This window comes from Sanguibacter massiliensis, from assembly GCF_900240335.1.
Taxonomy (GTDB): domain Bacteria; phylum Actinomycetota; class Actinomycetes; order Actinomycetales; family Cellulomonadaceae; genus Flavimobilis; species Flavimobilis massiliensis.
On sequence record NZ_LT964979.1, the window covers coordinates 235312 to 256619 of the forward strand.

General features: G+C 70.6%; 20 protein-coding genes, 1 pseudogene and 1 riboswitch. Of the genes and pseudogenes, 16 read left to right on the forward strand and 5 right to left on the reverse strand.

The genetic code is table 11. The annotated features are described in order from the left end of the window. The first annotated feature begins 240 nt into the window (after positions 1 to 240). Entirely contained in the window at positions 241 to 753 is a 513-nt protein-coding gene (locus tag C1729_RS01080; RefSeq protein WP_129590623.1) for a hypothetical protein, read from the forward strand. 10 nt (positions 754 to 763) lie between these two features. On the opposite strand, the gene C1729_RS01085 is transcribed toward C1729_RS01080, so the two are convergent. Next, the gene (locus tag C1729_RS01085; RefSeq protein ID WP_102507963.1) at positions 764 to 1024 is read right to left on the reverse strand and encodes a winged helix-turn-helix transcriptional regulator; all 261 of its coding nucleotides are present in this window, start codon (positions 1022 to 1024) and stop codon (positions 764 to 766) included. 353 nt (positions 1025 to 1377) lie between these two features. Here C1729_RS01085 and C1729_RS01090 point away from each other — a divergent pair, with 353 nt between their 5' ends. Together C1729_RS01090 and C1729_RS14435 are read left to right on the forward strand one after the other, a co-directional pair. Further along, the gene (locus tag C1729_RS01090) at positions 1378 to 1614 is read left to right on the forward strand and encodes an antitoxin VbhA family protein (RefSeq protein ID WP_102507965.1); all 237 of its coding nucleotides are present in this window, start codon (positions 1378 to 1380) and stop codon (positions 1612 to 1614) included. A gap of 104 nt (positions 1615 to 1718) precedes the next feature. Then, the gene (locus C1729_RS14435; protein WP_165375381.1) at positions 1719 to 1862 is read left to right on the forward strand and encodes a hypothetical protein; all 144 of its coding nucleotides are present in this window, start codon (positions 1719 to 1721) and stop codon (positions 1860 to 1862) included. A gap of 465 nt (positions 1863 to 2327) precedes the next feature. Here C1729_RS14435 and C1729_RS01095 read toward each other — a convergent pair whose 3' ends face one another. Beyond that, positions 2328 to 2672, reverse strand: a complete 345-nt coding sequence (locus C1729_RS01095; RefSeq protein ID WP_102507967.1) for a winged helix-turn-helix transcriptional regulator — start codon at positions 2670 to 2672, stop codon at positions 2328 to 2330. A gap of 71 nt (positions 2673 to 2743) precedes the next feature. Here C1729_RS01095 and C1729_RS01100 point away from each other — a divergent pair, with 71 nt between their 5' ends. The 4 genes from C1729_RS01100 to C1729_RS01115 all read left to right on the forward strand — a co-directional run bounded on the left by C1729_RS01100 (position 2744) and on the right by C1729_RS01115 (position 6012). Next, the gene (locus C1729_RS01100) at positions 2744 to 3781 is read left to right on the forward strand and encodes a zinc-binding alcohol dehydrogenase family protein (protein WP_102507969.1); all 1038 of its coding nucleotides are present in this window, start codon (positions 2744 to 2746) and stop codon (positions 3779 to 3781) included. A gap of 342 nt (positions 3782 to 4123) precedes the next feature. After that, entirely contained in the window at positions 4124 to 4897 is a 774-nt protein-coding gene (locus C1729_RS01105; RefSeq protein ID WP_102507971.1) for a GIY-YIG nuclease family protein, read from the forward strand. Continuing rightward, positions 4894 to 5766: a PDDEXK-like family protein gene (locus C1729_RS01110; RefSeq protein WP_102507973.1), complete on the forward strand. Its 873-nt coding sequence runs from the start codon at positions 4894 to 4896 to the stop codon at positions 5764 to 5766. Before C1729_RS01105 ends, C1729_RS01110 begins: the two co-directional genes overlap by 4 nt. 6 nt (positions 5767 to 5772) lie before the next feature. Further along, entirely contained in the window at positions 5773 to 6012 is a 240-nt protein-coding gene (locus tag C1729_RS01115; protein ID WP_102507974.1) for a hypothetical protein, read from the forward strand. A gap of 20 nt (positions 6013 to 6032) precedes the next feature. Here C1729_RS01115 and C1729_RS01120 read toward each other — a convergent pair whose 3' ends face one another. From C1729_RS01120 to C1729_RS01125, 3 genes are all read right to left on the reverse strand, one after another. Beyond that, the gene (locus C1729_RS01120; RefSeq protein WP_102507976.1) at positions 6033 to 6692 is read right to left on the reverse strand and encodes a hypothetical protein; all 660 of its coding nucleotides are present in this window, start codon (positions 6690 to 6692) and stop codon (positions 6033 to 6035) included. 14 nt (positions 6693 to 6706) lie between these two features. Beyond that, positions 6707 to 6821, reverse strand: a riboswitch (SAM riboswitch). A 49-nt stretch (positions 6822 to 6870) separates the two neighbouring features. After that, entirely contained in the window at positions 6871 to 7020 is a 150-nt protein-coding gene (locus C1729_RS14440) for a hypothetical protein (RefSeq protein WP_165375382.1), read from the reverse strand. Further along, positions 7017 to 7676, reverse strand: coding sequence for an NUDIX hydrolase (locus C1729_RS01125; protein ID WP_102507978.1), 660 nt, complete (start codon positions 7674 to 7676; stop codon positions 7017 to 7019). The genes C1729_RS14440 and C1729_RS01125 overlap by 4 nt, the downstream gene beginning before the upstream one ends. A gap of 98 nt (positions 7677 to 7774) precedes the next feature. Here C1729_RS01125 and C1729_RS01130 point away from each other — a divergent pair, with 98 nt between their 5' ends. The 9 genes and pseudogenes from C1729_RS01130 to C1729_RS01170 all read left to right on the forward strand — a co-directional run bounded on the left by C1729_RS01130 (position 7775) and on the right by C1729_RS01170 (position 21258). After that, complete coding sequence (locus C1729_RS01130; protein ID WP_102507980.1) at positions 7775 to 9319, forward strand: ADP-ribosylglycohydrolase family protein; 1545 nt, start codon at positions 7775 to 7777, stop codon at positions 9317 to 9319. A gap of 142 nt (positions 9320 to 9461) precedes the next feature. Beyond that, a pseudogene (locus tag C1729_RS01135) lies at positions 9462 to 9686 on the forward strand (Gfo/Idh/MocA family oxidoreductase); the annotation flags it as partial. Continuing rightward, complete coding sequence (locus tag C1729_RS14445; RefSeq protein WP_102507981.1) at positions 9649 to 9855, forward strand: hypothetical protein; 207 nt, start codon at positions 9649 to 9651, stop codon at positions 9853 to 9855. The pseudogene C1729_RS01135 and the gene C1729_RS14445, both read left to right, overlap by 38 nt. 74 nt (positions 9856 to 9929) lie before the next feature. Next, entirely contained in the window at positions 9930 to 11021 is a 1092-nt protein-coding gene (locus tag C1729_RS01145) for a LacI family DNA-binding transcriptional regulator (protein WP_102507983.1), read from the forward strand. Continuing rightward, a complete protein-coding gene (locus C1729_RS01150) occupies positions 11022 to 11882 on the forward strand; it encodes a DUF6807 domain-containing protein (protein ID WP_102507985.1) in 861 nt (286 codons plus the stop codon). A 283-nt stretch (positions 11883 to 12165) separates the two neighbouring features. Then, positions 12166 to 12501 carry a UxaA family hydrolase gene (locus C1729_RS01155; protein WP_242493663.1) on the forward strand — a complete coding sequence of 112 codons (336 nt, stop codon included), beginning with the start codon at positions 12166 to 12168 and terminating at the stop codon, positions 12499 to 12501. Positions 12502 to 12835: 334 nt separating this feature from the next. Beyond that, complete coding sequence (locus tag C1729_RS01160) at positions 12836 to 16144, forward strand: carbohydrate binding domain-containing protein (RefSeq protein ID WP_207204548.1); 3309 nt, start codon at positions 12836 to 12838, stop codon at positions 16142 to 16144. Positions 16145 to 16320: 176 nt separating this feature from the next. Next, complete coding sequence (locus tag C1729_RS01165; RefSeq protein WP_129590625.1) at positions 16321 to 18297, forward strand: Ig-like domain repeat protein; 1977 nt, start codon at positions 16321 to 16323, stop codon at positions 18295 to 18297. Between the two features lie 168 nt (positions 18298 to 18465). Further along, the gene (locus C1729_RS01170; protein WP_102507988.1) at positions 18466 to 21258 is read left to right on the forward strand and encodes an alpha/beta hydrolase; all 2793 of its coding nucleotides are present in this window, start codon (positions 18466 to 18468) and stop codon (positions 21256 to 21258) included. Positions 21259 to 21308: the final 50 nt, after the last annotated feature.

Consider the following 21308-nt stretch of genomic DNA (forward strand, 5'->3'; position numbering starts at 1 on the left):
AGTAGTCGGGACATCGTTGAGAGATGTCTCGGGGCGTCGTTCATAGTTCGAGAGCTCGGCCGGCGGCCGGGCTCTTGTGCGTTGGTGCGCCAGTGGGTGCGGTTTGTCTCGCGTGACCGGGCTGGAGGCGCGGGAACGGCGATCCCAGGCGCTAGTTTGAAGAATCTGTCCGAAACCGCCGACGCAGCCGGTTGCCATCTACTAGCGTGTGAGTCGCAACCGGACAACAGGGTGGGGGCCATGCGTAGAGGTGCCAAAGCCGCGACGATGGCGGCGGTAGTCATCACGGCCTCACTCGGGTACGTAGCCGCAACTAGCCCGTTCACAGACGAGGGCGACACCCTTTCGTCAGCCGCCGTACTGAACCGGGCGCAGGTCGAGCGGATCGACACGTCCCCGAACAAGGGACGAGTTGCGTTGCCGGCAGCCGAGCCGCCTCTCCTGGAGTTCGTCCAAGCGGTCCGCACGAAGCAGTCGGCGTCCGAGGTCCACTTCCAGGAGCGCGGCACCTTCGTTGTCGTCTGCCGCGGGATCGACGATGCGGACAGCGCGTGCGACGCTGAGACCGCCACCGTCTTCCGAGACGAAGACGTGAACGGGCAGCGAGTTCGGGTCGCCTGGATTGCGTCCGACGACGCGACGGCGAAGGTCGGTCAGGTCGCCTCCGACGATGACCGGGCACAGATCGAGCAGTTCTGGGTTGGCGTCGACCTCCAGCTGGGCATGCCCGCCTGGCTGTACGACTTCGCGTGACCTTTTCACCTCAGAGTGTGGACGAGCCCCCGCCTTTCGTCTCGACCCACTCTCGCAGCATCACCAGTGGTCCCGCGGCCCCGTGCCCCAGCTCGGTGAGCTCGTACCCGACGCGCGCCGACACTTCCGGGTAGACGGTTCGGGTGACGAGTCCGTGGTCCTCGAGTCGTTTGAGCGTCTGCGAGAGGACCTTGTGGCTGATGCCCACGAGCCGCCGCGTGAACTCGCCGTTGCGCTTCGGCCCGTCCTCGAGCGCGCCGATCGCGAGCATGTCGAGCTCCTGGAAGAGCGTTGTCAGATGCGACCTTGTGCGGTTCGGGAAGGGCGTGGGATTTCCGGAGCCGGACTCATTCGATCCCGGGTTGCCGCGGATCAACTGCCCGAGAGCCAGCAGACGTCGTGATCGGAACCTCATGCATTCTCCGAGTGGCCGTCGTCAGGCATCGTACGTATCGAAGTGTGCCTGTTCGACCGGCCTCGCCAGCGTGAGGCGCACCCCGCGTGCAGAGTGCGAACTGGCTGTCGTTCTTGGCCGTCCACAACGGATCGGAGCCGATCGTGCCCACCAGGCCGTTTTGGGTTGCCCCGGTAGAATAGTGCGACTCGGGAGAGGGGAGCCCCGCCGTGGCTACAGAGTTCGATATCGAGGTCCGTTGGCCCGAGTTGCTCGTGCAACTCGACGAGACTCAGCGTCGTGCCGTGGTGCAGTCGCTCGCCAGCGCGTGGCATGAGGGGTGGATCCCGAACCGCGAGGATGTGGAGAACCTGACGGACGAGGCCCGCGGTGCGATCGACGCCGAGGAGTACCGTCGGCGCGCCCACGCCGCTGCGCGGCGTCGGACGGCAGCCGTCGCTCCTTGATGGCGTTCGCCACCTGGGAGCTGTACTTCTTACCCGCCGCCCGACGAGGGCACGCTGAACCGTCACGGGTTTGATGCCGTTTCCTTGTGATGAAGGATGACGACATGCCCAAGAAGTACGACGCAGAGTTCGAGGCCCGCGCGGTGCGCCTGGTCCGGGACCATCTCCAGGACTACGGGTCGGTGACGGCCGCGAGCACAGCGGTCGGGGCGCAGCTCGGCGTGGCTCGCGAGAGCCTGGACTGCTGAAGGTTCGGTTGACACTTCGGGTGTGGTGGTTCAGGCCGCTCTCGTCGGCCAGTAGATGGTCTCAAACTCGACCGGTGTCGACTTTCCGAGGGCGCGCTGCCGGCGTCGGCGGTGGTAGGTCCGTCTCGGGCGGTTGGCCCCGATCAAGTTCGAGACCATCATGACCACTCAGGTCGCAGTCGCAGCCTGAACCTGACTGTCACCTATCCGTGCAGCAGTCCCGGGCGTCGTTCATCGTTCGATAGTTGGGCCAGCGGCCGGGCCTTGTGCGTTGTTGTGCCAGCTGCGCGACAGAGCAATCCGGCGCGATCTGCATCTGATCTTGAGCGAGGTGAAGGTTTCAGCGTGGCCGGGGGTGCGCAGTCAGCGTCGGGGGCTCACGCCGGTTCCCACCGCCGACCTGCAGCGTTGTTGCGACGCCACGGCGCCGTCCGCGTCAACCAAGGGACGCCTACGCCAAGTAGCTCATGCTCCAGCATTCGCCTCCACCCACTCCCGCAGCATCCCGAGCGGCCCCGCCGCACCGCACCCGAGCTCGGTGAGCGCGTACTCGACGCGTGCCGGCACCTCCGGATACACGGTCCGCGTGACGAGTCCGTGGTCCTCGAGCCGTTTGAGCGTCTGCGAGAGGACCTTGGGGCTGATGCCCTCGAGCCGCCTCTTGAGCTCGCCGTTGCGTCTCGGCCCGTCCTCGAGCGCGCCGATCGCGAGGGCGCTCCATTTGTTGGCCAGCAGGTCGAGCATGTCGCGGCACGGGCACATGGCCGCGTAGACGTCATTCCTTGTGCAAGCGTCAACATCGGTACTCATCACGCGATGGTACCCATCGGTAACCAGGTGTCCTTGACGGTAACAATAGGCTGGGCGGAACCATGACAAGCATGACGACTTCACGTACGGCCACGGCCACCACAACACGCACGACGACCGCCATCGGCTACGAGTCCAACCTCCCCGCCTCCGACCCCGCAGCACTCGTCGCTCGCGAGGTCGACGTGCCCGAGCTCGGCCCGCACGACCTTCTCGTCGAGGTCGAGGCGGTCTCGGTCAATCCCGTCGACGTCAAGGTCCGCGCCGGGGCGCCCGCGAACGGCTTCCGCGTGCTCGGCTTCGACGCGGCAGGCGTCGTGCGCGCCGTCGGCCCGGCGGTGACGCTCTTCGCGCAGGGCGACGAGGTCTTCTACGCCGGCAGCATCGACCGACCGGGTACCAACCAGCGCCTGCACCCCGTCGACGAGCGCATCGTCGGCCGCAAGCCCCGCACGCTGATGTTCGCCGAGGCCGCTGCGCTGCCGCTCACCGCGATCACCGCGTGGGAGAGCCTCTTCGACCGCCTCGGTCTCACCGCCGACTCGACCGGCACGCTGCTCGTCGTCGGCGCGACGGGCGGCGTCGGCTCCGCCATGCTCCAGCTCGTCGAGGCGCTGCTGCCGCACGTCACTGTCATTGCGACGGCGTCCGACGACGAGCGTTCCGACTGGGTGCGCGACCTCGGCGCGGAGCACGTCATCGACCAACGCGGCGACCTCGTCGCCCAGGTGCTCGACATCGCCCCGCGCGGCGTCGAGTGGCTCTTCACCGCGCACTCCGAGGGCCAGGTCGAGACGTACGCGCAGATCGTCGCGCCCTTCGGGCACGTCGTCGCGATCGACGACGGCCCGCGCGACGTGTCCCCGCTCAAGGGCCGCAGCATCGCGTGGCACTGGGAGCTGATGTTCACGCGCCCGCTCCAGCAGACCCCGGACATGGTCGAGCAGCACCGGCTGCTCACCACGATTGCCGACCTCGTCGACGCGGGGCGCCTGCGCACGACGGCGACGACGACCCTCACTCCGATCTCCGCCGCAACCCTGCGCGAGGCCCACATGCTCGTCGAATCCGGCCGCACGGTGGGCAAGGTCGTCGTCCACGGGTGGTGAGCGGTGCGATGCGGTCCGGTAGGCAGCCCGCTACGCCGACCCGGCGTCGCCCCACGGTTCCGGCCGGAGTGGGCAGGGCACCGGTGATCGTGGGGCCTTCGAGGCTGTCGAGCTTCACAGAGAGGCCGAACCATGCGCGCAGCGCGCCGTCGACCGAGTCGTCGATCAGTGCGAGGCGCGCCGCTCCGACGACGTGCGTCGCATCGCGCCGCACGCCGGGTGCCACGAGGTTGCTCGCGGGGTCGGTGACATCGATGAGTCGTTCGAGTAGGTCTGTCGACGGGTCGCGGCGGACCCCGGAATTTCGGGGCAAGTCCCTACCCTCATGCTATGAACGGTGACATGAGCGAGCAGTTGGGTGAGGCCACTGCAGACGAGGTGCGTGTGCTACTCCGTGGCCACGCGCCGAGCGCTATCACACTGCACTTCGTCGACATTGACGATGTGCAGTGGCCGGTCAAGCAAGTCGTCTCGATCGCCACAGGATTGCCTGTCAGCGAGTTCACGTCGAGCACTGCTCGGCGGTGGCTTGTGAAGCGGGGATTCTCGACCCACCGCCTCGATACGGAGGCTGCGGTTGCGAGCGTGGCACCGAGACCGACGCGCACACCCCGCCGCGCTCTGGACGATGCGGAACTTGCTGGCCTCGAGGTAGTGCAGCACACGACCATGGCCATCTCCTTCATGTGGCGTCGAGCGGGCAGGGTGACGCTCACAGCCGAGGGCCGGCTTGTGTTCCCGCCGCTACCGAAGAGACCGGGTTTGTATCGCTTCGACCTTGAGTGCGACCCCGATTGCGTGACCGTCGCCTACATCGGAGAGTCGATCGATCTGGAGAAGCGAGCCCGCAACTACCGCAGTGCTTTTGCAGACGGGGCGCGCTCGAAGAAGACGAGTCGCCGGATCCACAAGGAACTTCTCACCCACCTGGGGAGGGGTGGGACGATCACGCAGTCGATCGTCACTGAGGCCCACGACGGCATCGGATCCGTGGTCGACCTCGGGCGCAAGTCTGCGCGACTGCTCGTCGAGAACGTCGCCATTACCGAAGCGCGTGCGACAGGTCGTACGCGTCTGCTCAATATCGATTCCATTCGCGCGGAGGGAGACTTGTGACCACCAAACTTGATCTGCGCTTCCTCCTTCCTCTGTCGAACGAGAACGCGTGGAGCGACCTCCTCGCGACCCTCATGACGGCGGACGAGTCGACCACGCGACGCACCCTCGGCATCGCCGACGGTGCTCCGCTCGTCGTCCGCCGTGAGGTGTCGAAGGCGCGCGGTGACCGCAGGGCCGACCGTCCGGACGTTGTCGTCGAAGCGGGCGGCCGGGTCGTGGCCGTCCTCGAGATCAAGGTGCTCTCGGGCCTCGGCCCCGAGCAGCTCGAGCGATACCTCGCCTACGTCGACGACGCTGATCGTGACGCGTGCGCGTTTCTCGCGGTCTCGCCGCGGGGAGTTCGCGTCAACACCCAGCATGCCCGCGCCTGGCGAAACACGTCGTGGGAAGAGCTCATCGAGCCCTTCATGAGTTCTGACGTGCCGTGGGTCGCGGCCACCGCAGCAGCCTGGCGTCGGCACCTCGAGACGCACGTCCCACGGGTCGACGGTGCGAGCATCTGGAACGGCATCGTCGACGAGGACCTGTTCCTCGCGCTCCGCGCCCGCGCGACCTACCTCCACGACCATGTCGTCCTCCCGCACGGCTCGACGCGCACGACGCTCGAGATCGGCTCGGGCGGGCTGTGGGCCACCACCGTCGACGCCCCGATCGAAGGGACCGGCTATGTCGTGCGGTGGGAGGTGGCAGAGAGCCTGCCGACGCAGGACGTTGTGCGCCTCGCTGACGCCTCAGGGCTCCGCGGCCCCGAGCTGCGCTTCCGCCTCGTGCAGCGGGGCGTCACGACGTCGCGTGCCTACGACTGGGACCACCTCGCTCACCTGTGGCACGAGCACCTCGCGCACGAGGAATGGATCACCTGGTGACGATCCGTGCCGCGCAAGAGGGTGCAATGGGAGAAGGACGGGATCGCCCGCCTCGCCGAGCTCGGCTCACCGCGCTTCCTCGGCACCGGATTCGGCGACGGCCAGGCACGGCTGAGCGGTGAGGTCGAGCTCGGCGCCGTCTTCGACATGCCTCCCACATCGACGCTCAACGAGATCACCGAGGTGCTCACGCGGGTCGCAGCGCTCGGGTCGAAGATGGCGTCGGACGTCCGGAGACCGAGGTAGCGCCTGCCCGGGCACTCCCGCTACGAGACCCCGACCCCACGACCACGCCCCACGGGCCGCACCACGGCCCGCAGTGCGCGCGCCAGCTCGGCGATGGCCACGGCAAGATCCTCACGACGACGTGCGCGATCCCGGGCCTTCCGGGCCGCGATCTCTTTGCGCTCGTAGTCGACGGCGACGTCGACGAGCCACGTCGCGTCGGTGAGCGCCGCCGCGCAGCCCTCGGCGTCGGAGGGCGCGACCGCGTGCAGCCATTCGCGCCACCGGAGGATGCGCGCCTCCGTGCTCGTGTCGAGCACGTCGACGACGGCGGACCACGTCGTCATCCGGCGGCGAGCAGGACCGCGCGTCACTAGGTCGGGGCTGACGGCGTTGAGGATGCGGCGCATTCGGATGGCGAGAAGCGACCGCGACGGTTCGAGGCGGGGCACGCTCATGACGGCGCGGGCCGCTGCGTGGCCGGTGCGTGTGGCGACGACGTCTTCAAGGTGGCGGCAGGTGTCGCACGTGAGGCGGCGGGCGCGGGCCTCGCTCGGCACCCAGGCCCCGGCAAGGCATGCGTGACACAGCTGGAGGGCGCGGACACCGTGTGTGTGGTGTCGGGCGTGGGACGTGGTGGCCGGGGTCGGCAGCCGCAGAAAGCCGTGATCGTCGAGGGTCGTGCGGGGATCGATGTTCATGGGGTTGCTCCGGTGGTTCGCTCTTCCCGTCACGGTCGTGACGGGCCGGTCTTCCTCCTGGGGCACCGTGCGCGAGAGCGCGGTTGCCGGACCAGCACGCGGAGGGCGTGTCGCTGGTCGCTCGTGACCTGTCGAGGACGCTACCCCGAGCCGCCGACATTCATGGAACTGCGGCCGCTCACCCCACCCGTTCCATCCGGTAGTGGAGTCGCACCGCCACGGTCCGGCGCAGCCGCAGCACGTGGTCGGTCCGTAGGACGCCCTCGTCGTCGACGAACACGCGGAACGTCTCGTGGAGCCGCCATGCGCCAGCGGGACGTGCGCTCACGCCCGGACGAAGAGCTCCGCGGGTTTGCCGCGGGCGCCGCGGCGCAGCTCGCCCGTCGCGCGCAGCCCTGGGAGCATCGCGCGCCGGAACGTGTCGGCGTTGACGCGTTCGCCTGTGACAGCCTCGTGGAGCACGCGCAGGTCCCGCACGGTGAAGGGCTCGGGGCCGAGCAGTCCGCGCGGGTCGGGGCGTGCGGCGTGCTCGGCGCGCAGGTCGTCGACGGCCGCGTTGAGGATTGCGCGGTGGTCGTAGGGAAGCGGAGGGACCTCGGCGACGGGGACGATGCGGGTCGTGGCCGTGCGGGGGATGCGGTCGGCACGGACAGCGTCGACATGCGCGACCGAGAGCACCCAGCCGCGGTCGTCACGGTCCGGGGCGTCGAACACGTGCAGCTGGCGCGGGTCGAGGCCCTCGACCCCGGCCTTCGTGCGCAGCGCGCGCAACGCTGCTTCGCGCAGCGTCTCGCCGGGGTGGAGGAACGTGCCAGGCAGCGCCCAGCCCGACGTGCGGTGGGCGCGGGACTCGGGGGTGAGCAGCACGCACAGCGCGTTGTCCTCGACGGTGAGCACGGCGGTGTCGACGGCGACGGACGGCCGCGGGTAGTCGGTGAGCGTGCGGCCGTGGCTGTCGCGGTAGGCGGGGGTGTCGTTGGGCATGGACCAACTTTAGGCGATTGTTGCGCAATAGGGCGAGGGTGTGTCATGCTCGACCCAGTAGTTAGACGATAATCGAGCAAAAGACTTCGGGAGGCACCATGCACCTCACGTCCCACCAGACCGATCGCGCGATCGGCGCGATCCTCGGCGCCGCCGCGGGCGACGCCCTCGGCTCCCAGTACGAGTTCGGCCCCGCGCACGACGACAGCTTCACTCCCGTCCAGGGCGTGGGAACCTTCGGCCACGCGGTCGGGGAGTGGACCGACGACACGTCGATGGCTCTGTCGATCCTCCGCGTCCTCGCGGGCGACCTCGACCCGAGCGCCCCGAGCGACATCGACCCCGGCACCCTCCCGTTCCCCCCGCTCGACGACACCGGCGCGCACCTCGCGATCGTCCGCGAGTGGATCGAGTGGTCCCGGACCGCCAAGGACGTCGGCAACCAGACCCGCGCGGTCCTCGACAGCACCGCACACCTGCTCCACATCGGCGATCTGGAGGTCGAGGACCTCTCCGACGTCAGCAACCTCCGCATGCTCCCGCGGCGCGCCGCCCGCGAGCACCACGAGCGCACGGGCCGCAGCGCCGGCAACGGCGCGCTCATGCGCACAGGCCCCGTCGGGCTCGCAGGCATCGCCGCCGCCGCACGCACCGGACGACCCCGCACTGACCGCGACCTCGTCGCACGCGCCGCAGGCGCGATCGCCCGCCTCACCCACTGGGAGGAGGACAACACCCACGCGTGCGTCCTGTGGTCCCTCGCGATCGAGCACGCGATCCTCACCGGCGAGCTCGACGTTGCCCGCGGCCTCGACCACGTGCCCGCAGGCGAGCCCCGCGACCGCTGGGCACGGATCATCGACGCCGCGCTCGCCGACGGCGCCCACCCGCGCGACTTCGCCGCACGCAACGGCTGGGTCGTCGCCGCGTTCCAGGCCGCGCTCGCAGCCGTCGCGGGCGCCGACGACTACCGCGAGGCGATGTACCGCGCGGTCCGCGGAGGCAACGACACCGACACCGTCGCCGCGATTGCCGGCGCGCTCGCAGGCGCCCTCTGGGGACAGACCCAGATCCCAGCCACGTGGCTGCGCCGCCTGCACGGCTGGCCCGGGACCGACGCTAACGGGCTCGTACGCCTCGCCGCGCTCGCGGTCCGCAACGGCGAGCCCGACGGACAGGGCTGGCCGTCGGCACCGAGCACGCTCACCCCGGGGCTCAAGGTCACCGCGCCCGTGCGCCACCCGCTCGACGACGGCGTGTGGCTCGGCTCGCAGGGGGCCCTCGACGCGCTGCCCGCAAGCGTCGGCGCCGTCGTCTCCCTGAGCCGCGTCGGCACCGCCGAGGTGCCCGACGGGCTCGAGTCCGTCCGCGTGCGGCTCATCGACAGCGAGGGGCACAACCTCAACCTCGAGCGCACGCTCACCGACGTCGTCGACGTCATCGCCGAGATCCGCGCCGAGGGCACCGAGGTGTTCGTTCACTGCGCCGAGGCACGCTCGCGGACCGCGGCGGTCGCAGCTCTCTACGGCACCCGCCACCGTGGTGCCACGCTCGAGGACGCGTGGGACGCGGCACAGCGCGCGCTGCCTCGGTTTGAGCCCGAGAGGTTCCTCCGCGAGGCGGTGGGTCGGCTCGCAGCCTGAGCGGCCCGCCCCAGGGTCGACGGCCTGGCCGTGGCGGGCGCACGACGGCTGTCGACTGGCCGGCCGCGGCGGTCGAGCCCGCAGTCGATCGCCGCCCCGCACGCCCTGGAGGAGGTGTGCGGGGCTGCGGCTTCCGGGAGCCGGGGCACCCCTGTCCGTCCACTTCGAGTGGGTGCTCGACACGGTCCACGGCGCCGACTACTTCCGCCGCTGGCACCGTGAGCGCGCGAACTCGGGCAGCCTCCTCATCCACAAGTCCTCGCACCACTTCGACCTCGTCAACTGGTGGCTCGACGACACGCCCGTGCGGGTCTACGCGTCGGCGCACCGTGACGTCTACGGGGACGGGCACGCCGGGGACCGCGGGCCGCGTCGAGCTGCGCGTCGTCGAGCGCGGTGCGATCCGCGTCGCCGGTGACGGACGTGTCGTCCTCGACCCCTCGGCGACTCCTGACGCCGTGCCGGTCGCGGCCTCCCGGCCCGAGGGCGAGCAGCTGCTCCAGCGCCACGGGGAGGGCGCCGCGCTCACGCGATGACGACCCCGCGGCGCACAGGATGCTGCGCGCCGCGGGTCCCAGACCGCACCTCTTCCCACACCTAGGATGGCGACGTGCGAACCAGCAGAGCAGTGAGCGGTGGCGCGACAATCAGTGACGTGGCTGAGGCCGCGGGCGTCTCGCGTGCGACCGTCTCCCGCGTGATGAACGGCCTGCGCGGCGAGGACGAGCTCACGCGCCGTGTCCGCGAGGTCGCGGAGCGCCTCGCGTACCGGCCGTCGGTGACTGCGAGGTCGCTGTCGCTCGGGCGCACGCTCGCGGTCGGCGTCGTGGTGCCCGACCTCGCCAACCCCATGTTCCAGGCGGTGCTGCGCGCGGTGACGGACGGTGCCTACCGCGCGGGCTACGGCGTCGTCATCGCGGAGACTGCGGGTCGTGACGAGCGGGAGGTCGACGTCGTGCGCGCGACGCGGGCGCGGTGCGACGCGCTCGTGCTCGTCTCGCCGCAGATGTCGGACGCGGCGCTCGAGGCGGCGTCGGTCGAGCTCGGTCCTCTCGTCCTCGTCAACCGGTCGCTTCCGGGCTCGCGGATCGCGTCGGTCAACGTCGACTACGCCGAGGCGATGTTCACGGTGCTCGAGCACCTCGTCGAGCTCGGGCACGAGTCGATCGCCTATCTCCAGGGCCCTCCGACGAGCCCGTCGAACCGGGCGCGTTTCGAGGGGGTCGACGAGGCGCAGGTGTCGTTCGGCGGCACGAGCCTCGTGACGCTGCCGTGCGGGCCGACTGTCGCCGACGGCTACGCGGCTGCTGAGGCGGTCCTCGCGACGCGTGCGACCGCGGTCGTCGCGTACAACGACCAGGTGGCGTTCGGCCTGCTCGCGCACCTCGGCGAGCTTGGTGTCTCGGTGCCCGAGGACGTCTCGGTCGTCGGCTTCGACGACATCGAGCTGGCGCGATACTCGTCGCCGTCGCTCACGACGGTCCACGTGCCGCACGACGAGCTCGGCGCGCACGCGTGGGGGCGTCTTGGCGCGCAGTTCGCGGGCAAGGCCGCGGTCGCCGACGACCACGAGTCGGACACGCTCACGGAGATCCTGCCGACACGCCTCGTCGTGCGGGCGTCGTCGGGCCCGGCTCCCGCGGGGAGCGCGAGCACCGCTGCGGCGGCGCGGCGGACGCCCCGGCCCGAGGGCCTCGCGTGAGTGCTCGACGGCGCCGACACGGTGCTCGCAGCGGGGGAGTCGCGGCTCGCGCGGTACCGCGAGGGGGCGTCGATGACCGACGTCCACGCGCCGCGTCCGCACCTGCACCCGGTGCGTTCGCTCTCGGGGACGCGGATCACGGCGGCGTTGCCCGCCGACCGTCGTCATCATCACGGGCTGTCGATCGCGCTGCCCGACGTCGCGGGCACGAACTTCTGGGGCGGTCGGACGTACGTCCCGGGGGAGGGTATGCGTGTCCTCGGGGACCATGGCCGTCAGGTGAGGCTGTCCACGGAGATCGCCGAGGGGTGCCCGGGCCGGCTTGTCGAACGTGTCGAGTGGCGTGGCCGTGTCGGTGAGGTGCTGCTCGACGAGGAGCGGACGCTCGACGGCGAGCTGCTCGACGGCGACGCGGGCTGGGCGCTGCGCTGGTCGAGCGAGCTCACGGCGCGCCGGGCCCTGACGATCTCGAACCCTGCCGAGGACTCGGGATCCGTTCCGGGCTACGGCGGGATCTTCTGGCGGTTCGCTCCCGCGGACGAGCACCGGGTCGCGTCGAGCCTCGGCACGGGCGAGGTCGTCCACGGGTCGCGCTCGCCGTGGCTCGTCGTCGCTGCGCGTCACGGGGTGGCGTGGACGACGGTCGTGCTCGTGCAGGACCGTGGCCGGCCGTGGTTCGTGCGGACGACGCCGTACCTCGGGGCGGGGCCTGCGGTCGCGTCGGGTCGTCCGATCGAGCTGGGCGAGGGACACCCGTTGGCCGTCCGGCTCGCCGCGGTCGTGCTCGACGGGCTCCACAGCCCGTCGGCGGTCGCGGAGCGGTGGTACCCGTTCGGAGCGCGGCTGCTCGCCGAGTCCTGACCTCGTCATGCGGCGCGGCTCTGGGCCGCCCAGCGTGGTGCGGAACCGGTTTCCGCGCTGGTGTCGTGCCGCACATAGACTCCTCCCCGGCTTGACGGCGAGCAGGCGGCAACCGGTTGCTCCGAGTGTCGAGGATAGGACTACACATGACGGACCAGCGCACGGACACCCTCCCGGGCGTCCTGCTCCTGCGGACCGGGGACGATGTCGCGGTCGCGACCCGCGCCCTCGAGCCCGGCGAGGAGATCGCCCCCGACGGTGCCGCCGTCGTCGCGACGACTTCATGGACACGCCCGGCTACGACCCCGTGTCCGTCACGGGCCTCGTCGCGGGCGGCGCGAACGTCGTCGTCTTCACGACTGGGCGTGGCTCCGTCTTCGGCTGCCGCCCCGCACCGTCGATCAAGGTCGCGACGAACACTGAGATGTACGAGCGCATGCGCGAGGACATGGACGTCAACGCGGGTCGGATCGTCGACGGCACCGCGACGCTCGAGGAGGTCGGGCAGGAGCTCTTTGACCTCGTGCTCGCCGTCGCGTCCGGCGAGCAGACCGTGAGCGAGGAGCTCGGCATCGGCGTCGAGGAGTTCGTGCCCTGGCACATGGGCACCGTCACCTGACGTTCGCTGTGCGGACTCCCGTCGTCCACATCGTGAGCAGGTCGCGGCAGCACAGCGAAGGCTCCGGTCCCCGGACCGGGGCCTTCGCCGTCGTTCGCGACGGATTGGCGCTGACCTGAGCAGACGTCCCATGTTGTCGCTCTTTCGCAGTAGCGGACACCTGCCGGACCCGCTACGTTCCGCTGCAGACTCGTGCAGCAAGCCCTCAGAAACTTGCGGCGAGTCCCGCCGGCGACGACGCCGGCCGGTCCGGGGCCGCGACGTCGCGGCCCGTCGAGAAGAGAGAATGATGCGACGAAGCAGATTCGCGAGACCACGTCTCCTCGCCTCGGTGGTGGCAGTAAGCCTCGCCGTGCCCCTCCTCGGGGCGAGCCTCGTCTCGGCGGTCCCCGCCGCGACGACGACCGTCTACTACCCGGCCAAGGCCGCCTGGTCGCGGACGTACATCCACTACGGCGTCGACGGCCAGCAGTGGACCGCGCTCCCCGGCGTCGCGATGGCCGACGCGTGCACTGGCTGGAAGTCCCAGCAGATCGTCCTCGGCTCGGCCGCAGGCGCCCAGGTGACCTTCACCAACGGTGCGGGCGCGTGGGACAACAACGGCGGCAAGAACTACCGCACGGAGAGGGGCACGGTCGTCTGGAAGGACGGCGCGCTCACCCCGGGCACGAACCCCTGCGACACCGGCAACGAGCCCACGTCGTCGGCCACCATCTACTACAAGACCGCCTGGACCACGCCGAAGATCCACTACCGCGTCGGCACGGGCGCATGGACGAACGTCCCCGGCGTCGCGATGACGCTCGCGTGCGACGGCTGGTACAAGCACCAGATCCCGCTCGGCACCGCCTCCGGCGGCATGCTCGTCCTCAACGACGGCTCCGGGCGCTGGGACAACAACGGCGGCAAGGACTACGCCTACTCCGGTGGCGTCCAGATCGTCAAGGACGGCGCGATCGCGGCCGGGACCAACCCCTGCGGTCCCGAGCCCACCGACGAGCCCACCGACGAGCCCACCGACGAGCCCACCGACCCCGAGACGACCCCGCCCCCCGCGGCGAGCGCGAAGATCTTCTACGGCTCGACGTGGTCGGCGCCGAAGATCCACTACCGCGTCGCCACGGGCGCCTGGACCGCCGTCCCCGGCGTCGACATGACGCCCGCGTGCCCCGGCTGGTTCGTCAAGGACATCGCCCTCGGCACCGCGACCGGCGGCACCGCCGTGTTCAACGACGGCTCCGGCCGCTGGGACAACAACGGCGGCAAGGACTACACGTACGGCGCCGGCGTGAACCTCGTGCGCGACGGCCGCATCGCCGCCGGCACCGACCCGTGCGAGGACGTCCCGCCGCCCGTCGACGACACGACCGCACCCTCGGTCCCTGCAGGTGTCGTCGCGACCGCCGACGGCACGCGCACGACCGTCTCGTGGCGTGCGTCGACCGACAACGTCGAGGTCGCGGGCTACCGCGTCGTGCGCACCGGCGGCGCCGGCACCGTGACGCGCGACGTCTCCGCCCTCACGGCGACGGACACGGGGCTCCTCCCTGAGACCCGGTACAGCTACACCGTCGCGGCGTTCGACGCGGCGGGCAACGTCTCCGCCGCGAGCGCTCCCGCCGCCGTCACCACGGGCACGGCGCCCGAGAATCCCCGCGGCGGCACGCCGCTCGGCGGCGACCCGCGCGAGGACTCGATCTACTTCGTCATGACCGCACGGTTCAACGACGGCGACGTGACGAACAACCGTGGAGGCTCCCAGCACGTGAGCTCCGGTAACGCCGCGAACGACGACCCCATGTTCCGGGGCGACTTCAAGGGCCTCGTCGAGAAGCTCGACTACATCAAGGGCCTCGGCTTCTCCGCGATCTGGATCACCCCGGTCGTCCTCAACCGCTCCGACTACGACTTCCACGGCTACCACGGCTGGGACTTCTACCGGGTCGACCCGCGCCTCGAGTCCCAGGGTGCGAGCTACCAGGAACTCATCGACGCCGCCCACGCCAAGGGCATCAAGATCTACCAGGACGTTGTCTACAACCACTCCTCGCGCTGGGGAGCCAAGGGCCTGTTCACGCCCACCGTGTGGGGCGACTCGAGCGGGGAGTGGAGCTGGTTCTACTCGAAGAAGGAGGCCGGCCGCGAGTACGACCCCATGGTCGAGAACCAGGGCGACGACCCGACGCTCACGGCTGCGCAGAACCTCCTCGCGAAGGGCCGCTCCTACAACGGCGACCTGTGGTCCTCGACCGCACCGCTCGGCACGACCTGCAAGGGCTTCGGTCAGCCGACCGGCAAGTTCTCCAAGGAGGGCTTCGCGCTCCGTGAGTGCCAGTGGCCCTCGCCGACCGCCGGCATGTTCCCCGCGAAGAACTTCCACCAGTGCTGGATCGGCAACTGGGAGGGCAAGGACGCGCAGGACTGCTGGATCCACGAGGACCTCGCGGACTTCAACACGGAGGACGCCGAGACCCGCCAGTACCTCATCGACGCCTACAACGGGTACATCGACATGGGTGTCGACGGCTTCCGCATCGACACCGCGGTCCACATTCCGCGCGTCATGTGGAACCGCTACTTTCTCCCGGCAATCCAGGAGCACGCGACCTCGGTCCACGGGGAGAAGGGCAAGGACTTCTACGTCTTCGGCGAGGTCGCCCAGTTCGTCCACGACAAGTGGAACCGCGGCTCGGTCAACCACTCCGCGCCGTTCTACACGTGGAAGGAGCGCAAGGAGTACGCGCTCGACGACGTCGTCGCGGCCGCCGAGCAGTTCGCGTGGGAGAACCTCCAGGGTCCGGACGGCCAGCCCACGTCGACCAACGCGGTCCTCGCGGGCGCCGACGGCAACACCTACCACACGCCGGACCACTCGAAGTTCTCGGGCATGAACGTCATCGACATGCGCATGCACATGAACTTCGGCGACGCAGGCTCGGCGTTCTGGAACGGCATGGATTCCGACGACGCCTACAACGACGCGACGTACAACACGGTCTACGTCGACTCGCACGACTACGGGCCCAACAAGTCGAACGTCCGCTACGACGGCGGGACCGACGCATGGGCGGAGAACATGTCGCTCATGTGGACGTTCCGCGGGATCCCGACGCTCTACTACGGCTCGGAGATCGAGTTCCAGGCGGGCAAGCAGATCGACTGCGGCCCGAGCTGCGCGCTCGCCACGACCGGTCGCGCGTACTTCGGTGACCACCTCGCGGGCTCGGTCGTCGCCTCGGACTTCGGCGTCGTCTCGTCGTCGTCCGGAGCGGTCGCACAGACGCTCGAGAAGCCGCTCGTCAAGCACGTCCAGCGGCTCAACCTCATCCGGCGTGCGGTCCCCGCGCTCCAGAAGGGGCAGTACTCGACGAAGAACGTCGATGGCGGCATCGCGTACAAGCGCCGCTACACGGCCGCGGGGGTCGACAGCTTCGTGCTCGTCGCCGTCTCGGGGTCCGCGACGTTCCGGTCCGTGCCCAACGGCACGTACGTCGACGCCGTGACGGGCGACCGCAAGGTCGTGACGAACGGGACGCTCACCGCGAGCGTCTCGGGCAAGGGCAACATGCGCGCCTACGTCCTCGACACGGCGACCACGCCCGCCCCGGGCAAGGTCGGCGAGGCGGGGCCGTACCTCAAGTAGGGTCCGGCACGTCAGCGTGAGAGGGCGCCGTCGTCCGCGGTCAGCCGCGGACGACGGCGCCCCAACCTCGGCTTCCAGGTGCGTCACGGGACGTACTAGTGTGAGTCCCTAGATGCTGGCGCGTCTGCGTCCGCGCGCCGAGCGCCGCCGACTCGGATGCGTCAGCAGGGGACAACATGCCACGCAAGACTTGGGGCGCCGTGTGCGCCCTCGCACTCACGCTCACAGGGATTCCCGCGGTCACGGCCGCGGCGTCCCCGGGCCCCGTGGACGACCTCGTCGTCCGCGGCACGCTCGTGGCGACGCTCGGCTCCGGCCGGGACGCCGCCGGCCGCCCCGTCGAGACGACGGGGCTCGGCATCCGGACGGAGGCAGGGTCCGTCGTGCGCCTCGACGCTGATGTCCCGGCCGCCGCGCTCGTCAAGGCGCGCCCCGGCGATACCGTCAAGGCAGTCGTCGGTGTCCCCGCGGACGTCCCCGTCGCCGCGCTGCGCGGCTCGCGCCCGGACGCACCTGCGGGTGCGCTCACGCGCGCCGGAGACCTCAAGGCACGGAGCATCGACGTCCTGCAGGCCGCGCCCGTCGCGGCTGCGCCCCGCCCTGGTGCGCACTCCGCGTACCTCGTGCGCGTCGACGACGCAGCGGCGACGGGCGAGTTCACGCTCGCCGAGGGCCGTGCCGCCGTCTCGCGAGGGAGCGACTACTGGACGCGTGAGACCGGGAAGATCGTCAACGGGCTGACCGTCCGGGGCGAGGCGACGCTCACGACGAGCAACGTCTGCGCCGAGCTCGCGAACGGCGACTACTTCAAGGTCTGGGAGCGCGCGCAGAAGCTCCTTCCGGGCGTCGACGCATCACGTGCAGCCCGCACGCACCTCATCGTCATGGTGCCGCGCTCGTGCTACGACGACGGGTCAATCGGCTGGACCGGCCTCGCGACGATCGGCTCCGGGCTCACCTCGGGGGGGCTCGTCTTCCTCGCGGCGGACGACGCTCACACGGTGTCCCACGAGCTCGGGCACAACTTCGGCCTCGGGCACTCCAACCTCGAGATCGGGGATGCGGACGGAGCGATCGAGTACTTCGGCATCCACTCCGTCATGGGGGCCTCCTCGAGCGAGGGCACGACGACCTACGCCCCGCCCGTGCTCGACCCGGCGTTCCGCGAGGTCCTCGACATCCTGCCCGGTTCCTCTGTCACGGCGGGGAGCCCCGGCGTCGACACCCGCGTGCGTGCGGTGTCCGGCAGGTCTCCCCTGAGCCTGAGGTTCGTCGACCAGGCGGGCCGCACGATCTATCTCGAGCTGCGTGACGGCGGGGGCAACGACGCCGGCGCGTACTACGCCTCGCCGTGGGCGATCGACCCCGCCTACGACCTCGGCACGGGAGTGCGCTTCTCGACGATCGTCCGCGATTCCCGTGGGGTCCCGTCGCTCGTCACGCTCGGCGGCTCGAGCGACGGCGTCGCCTGGGCGACGGTCCACGCGGGTGAATCGGTCCGGAGCTCGAGCCTCGGCCGGACGGTCATGGTGCGATCCATCTCTGGCGGGACCGCGGTCGTCGGGTTCTCGACGCCGGCGGAGTCCCGCGCGACGATGTCGAAGATCTCCGTGCGCTACGGCCGCAGCACGAAGGTGTCGGTCAAGGTGACGGGGGAGACGAAGCCGCAGGGCGTCGTGCGGTTCTACGTCGGCACGAAGCGTGTCGCCACGGCGAAGGTGTCCTCGAGCGGGCGCGCCACGGCGACCCTGCCCGCGAGCGTGCGCCCCGGCAAACAGACGGTCACTGCGCGGTACAGCGGTGACGTCATGCTCGCGGGATCGCGTGCGAAGCGGACCGTGAAGGTGACCAAGGGGCTTCCGTCGATCAAGGTGACGAAGGCGGCGAAGGTACGCAAGGGTTCGAAGGCGACGCTGACGGTCCGCGTCGGCACGGTCGCGGGGACGCGACCGCACGGCACGGTCCGTGCGAAGGTCGGCAAGAAGTACGTGTCGAAGAGCGCGAAGATCGTCCGATCGGGCAAGTACTGGGTCGCGAAGGTCCGCACGAGCAGGCTGCCGCGCGGCAAGGTCGCGCTCGTCTACACCCCGGCGAAGTCGACCTCGAAGCTCCTCGCGACGAGGACGGTCTCCTCGGGATACACGGCTCGCTGACAGCTGGCCAGGCCGCGCGGGCCTGGATCTCCGGGTCCGCGCGGCGTGTCGCGGCGACACGCCGCGGCGCTGCCCTCAAGGGGGCGGGGGAAGATGGCGCGACGAACCGGACTCGCATACCGTATCGGACGTCTCTGGTCCCGTTCTGCTCATCCCTGAGGGAGCCCCATGCACCGTCCGAGAGCCGCCCTGCTGTCCTCAGCGCTCGCCCTCGCGCTCGCCGCGACGCTCGCGCCCGCAGCGGCCGGCGCGGCCGTCGCGGCAGGCCCCGCCGCCCCGCAGTCGGCGGGGGTGAACGCAGTCGTCGACACCGACATGACGACGCGCGTCGCCGACGCCCTCCGTGCGGGGGCCAGCAGCACGTCCGCCGACGGCATCACGGTCGTCACCGACGACGACGGCGCCTTCGTCTCGTGGACTGCACCCGCCGGTGACCGGCTCACCGACGCCCGCACCGAGTTCCGACTCCCGGACGCACGTGTCGTCCAGCCGACCGTCACGGGACGGACCTACGGCGCGCGCGTCCTCGGCGCGACCGACCTCAAGGCTCGCGACGTCGCCGTCGTCCGCGGCAGCAAGGTCCTCGCCGGACGCGCCGACGCCGTGACAGCACTCGTCGCCCCGTCGGCACCGACCGCTCTCCCTTCGCGTCCGACGACGCTCGTGTCGAAAGACCCCGGAACCCCGGGCCGCTACACGACCCGTGCCTTCACCTACTCGACAAGCGGCATGAAGGTTCCCGGCTACGACACCGCCGTCGAGACCCGTGCCCACGTCGTCATGCCGCGCGACGCCAAGGGCACCCGTCCCGTCGTCGTCCTCCTCCACGGTCGCCACTCCGTCTGCTACAAGGGTGACGAGATCGTCGACGGCTGGCCGTGCCCCGCGGGATCACACTCGATCCCCAGCTACCTCGGCTACCGCGACCAGCAGAACCTCCTCGCGTCCCAGGGCTACGTCACCGTGTCGATCTCGGCGAACGGCATCAACGCGCAGGACCACAGCGAGAACGACGGCGGCGCCGGCACGCGCGCGGACCTCGTGCGCCGGCACCTCACCCTCCTGTCGCAGTGGAACCGCGGCACGAAGGGGCCCCGTGGCACCGAGAAGCTCAAGGGCAAGCTCAAGCTGTCGCGCGTCGTCACCGTCGGGCACTCCCGCGGCGGCGAGGGAGTGAGCCGCGCCGCGATCAAGTCCCGTGCGGGCGACCCGTTCCGCATCGTCGGACAGGTTCTCGTCGCCCCGACCGACTTCGCGACCCAGGTCGCGATCGGCATCCCGACGACCGTCCTGCTGCCGTCGTGCGACGGCGACGTCTCCGACCTCCAGGGACAGGCCTACGTCGACCGCGGTGTCGGCATCGCGTCGGGCGACCACGCGCTGCGGTCGTCCGTCCTCGTTCTCGGCGCGAACCACAACTACTTCAACTCCGAGTGGACCCCCGGCGTGTCCCAGGCGCCGTCGTGGGACGACGGCGAGGGGGTGTCGACCTCGTGCGGGCCGAAGGCCTCGGGTCGCCTCACGGCGAAGCAGCAGCGTGCGGTGGGTGCGACCTACGTCGCAGCGGCGGTCAATGCCTATGTCGCGGGCGACGCGTCGGCGCGCAGCCTTCTCGACGGCTCGCCCGTCCGAGCGCACTCGGCAGGGTCGGCGACCGTGCTCAGCCACGCGGTCGGCGGACGCCGCACCGCGGTACTCACCGCCGACCGCCAGCCCAAGGTCTCGACCCGCGGCAAGGCAGCCGCGAGGTCGTGCTCGCTCGTGCCCCGGTCCACGGACGCGGTCACCTGCTTCGGTGACGAGCTCTCGCCGCACGGTGCCGGTCTCATGGGCATGAGCTCCCTCCCGCTCGACCCTGCGCTCGCTGTCGGGTGGACCGCGAAGGGTGCGCGCGTGAGGCTCACCGGCCTGCCGAACCTCAGCCACCGGAAGTGGCTGACGATGCGCGTCGTCGTGCCCCCGCAGAAGACCACGCCGTCGTTCGACCTCGTCCTCACCGACACGGCCGGCCGCAGCGCGACCGTCAAGGCCGAGCACGCACCCAGCCGCATGCCCGCCGTCGCGAACCTCGCATCCCGCTGGGCGCAGGAGGTCCGCTTCCGCCTCCCGGCGCGCTCGAAGGTCGACACGTCGAAGCTCGCCCGGGTTGATCTCAAGGCGCGGAGCGCGTCCGGCAGGCTCGTCGTCCTCGACGCCTACGGCGTCTCGAGCGGGCAGCGTCGCTCGTCCGCGTCCGTGCGCACCGTCGCCCGGGTCTCGGTGCCGACGACGACGAAGATCACGTCGGCGGACGCTGCGACGCAGGTCCTGCGGATCCCGGTGACGGGCACGCGGACGAGGTCCGCACGGGTCTGGGTCGAGCACCTCGACACGCGCACCTGGAGCACGACGGGCGAGTTCCGGACGATCAAGCCCGGCCAGACCTCGCTCGACGTCCGGCTCACAGTGCCCGACGACGACGCGGTCTCGATCAACCCCGACGGCCACGACATCGGGTACGTCACCGTCATCGCCGACCGCGGTGCCGTCGTCGATAACCCGTCGGGCGCCGTGTCCGCGCCTGCCGGCAAGGTGCCGACGCTCGACGCGGTCAGCACCGTCGCGACGGCGACGCCCGGCGGGAGCCTGCGCTGGGAGCTGCGTCTCACCGAGCCGACGATCGAGGGCCTGTGGACCACGGGGACGTTCGCGGCTGTCACCGACGAGCTCGCTGCCGAGCAGCTCGTGCCGACGTGGCTGCAGTCTCAGGTGTCGGATGCCTCCCTGCGAGGTCCGCTGAGCTCGAGCGGGGCGCAGCTCGGACTCGCGATCAACGCGGGGGCGACCTCGATGATCGTCGAGATCCCTGTGCGACGCACGGCGCAGGTTGCGCCGGCGCGCCAGGTCCGGCTCGTCGTCGACCGGTCGATGCTCGGCCAGCCCGACCTCGTCCTCACGGGCACGGTGACACCCGCACCGTGACCGCCGCACGACGCGGGGCTCTCCACCTGCCGGTGGGGAGCCCCGCGTCG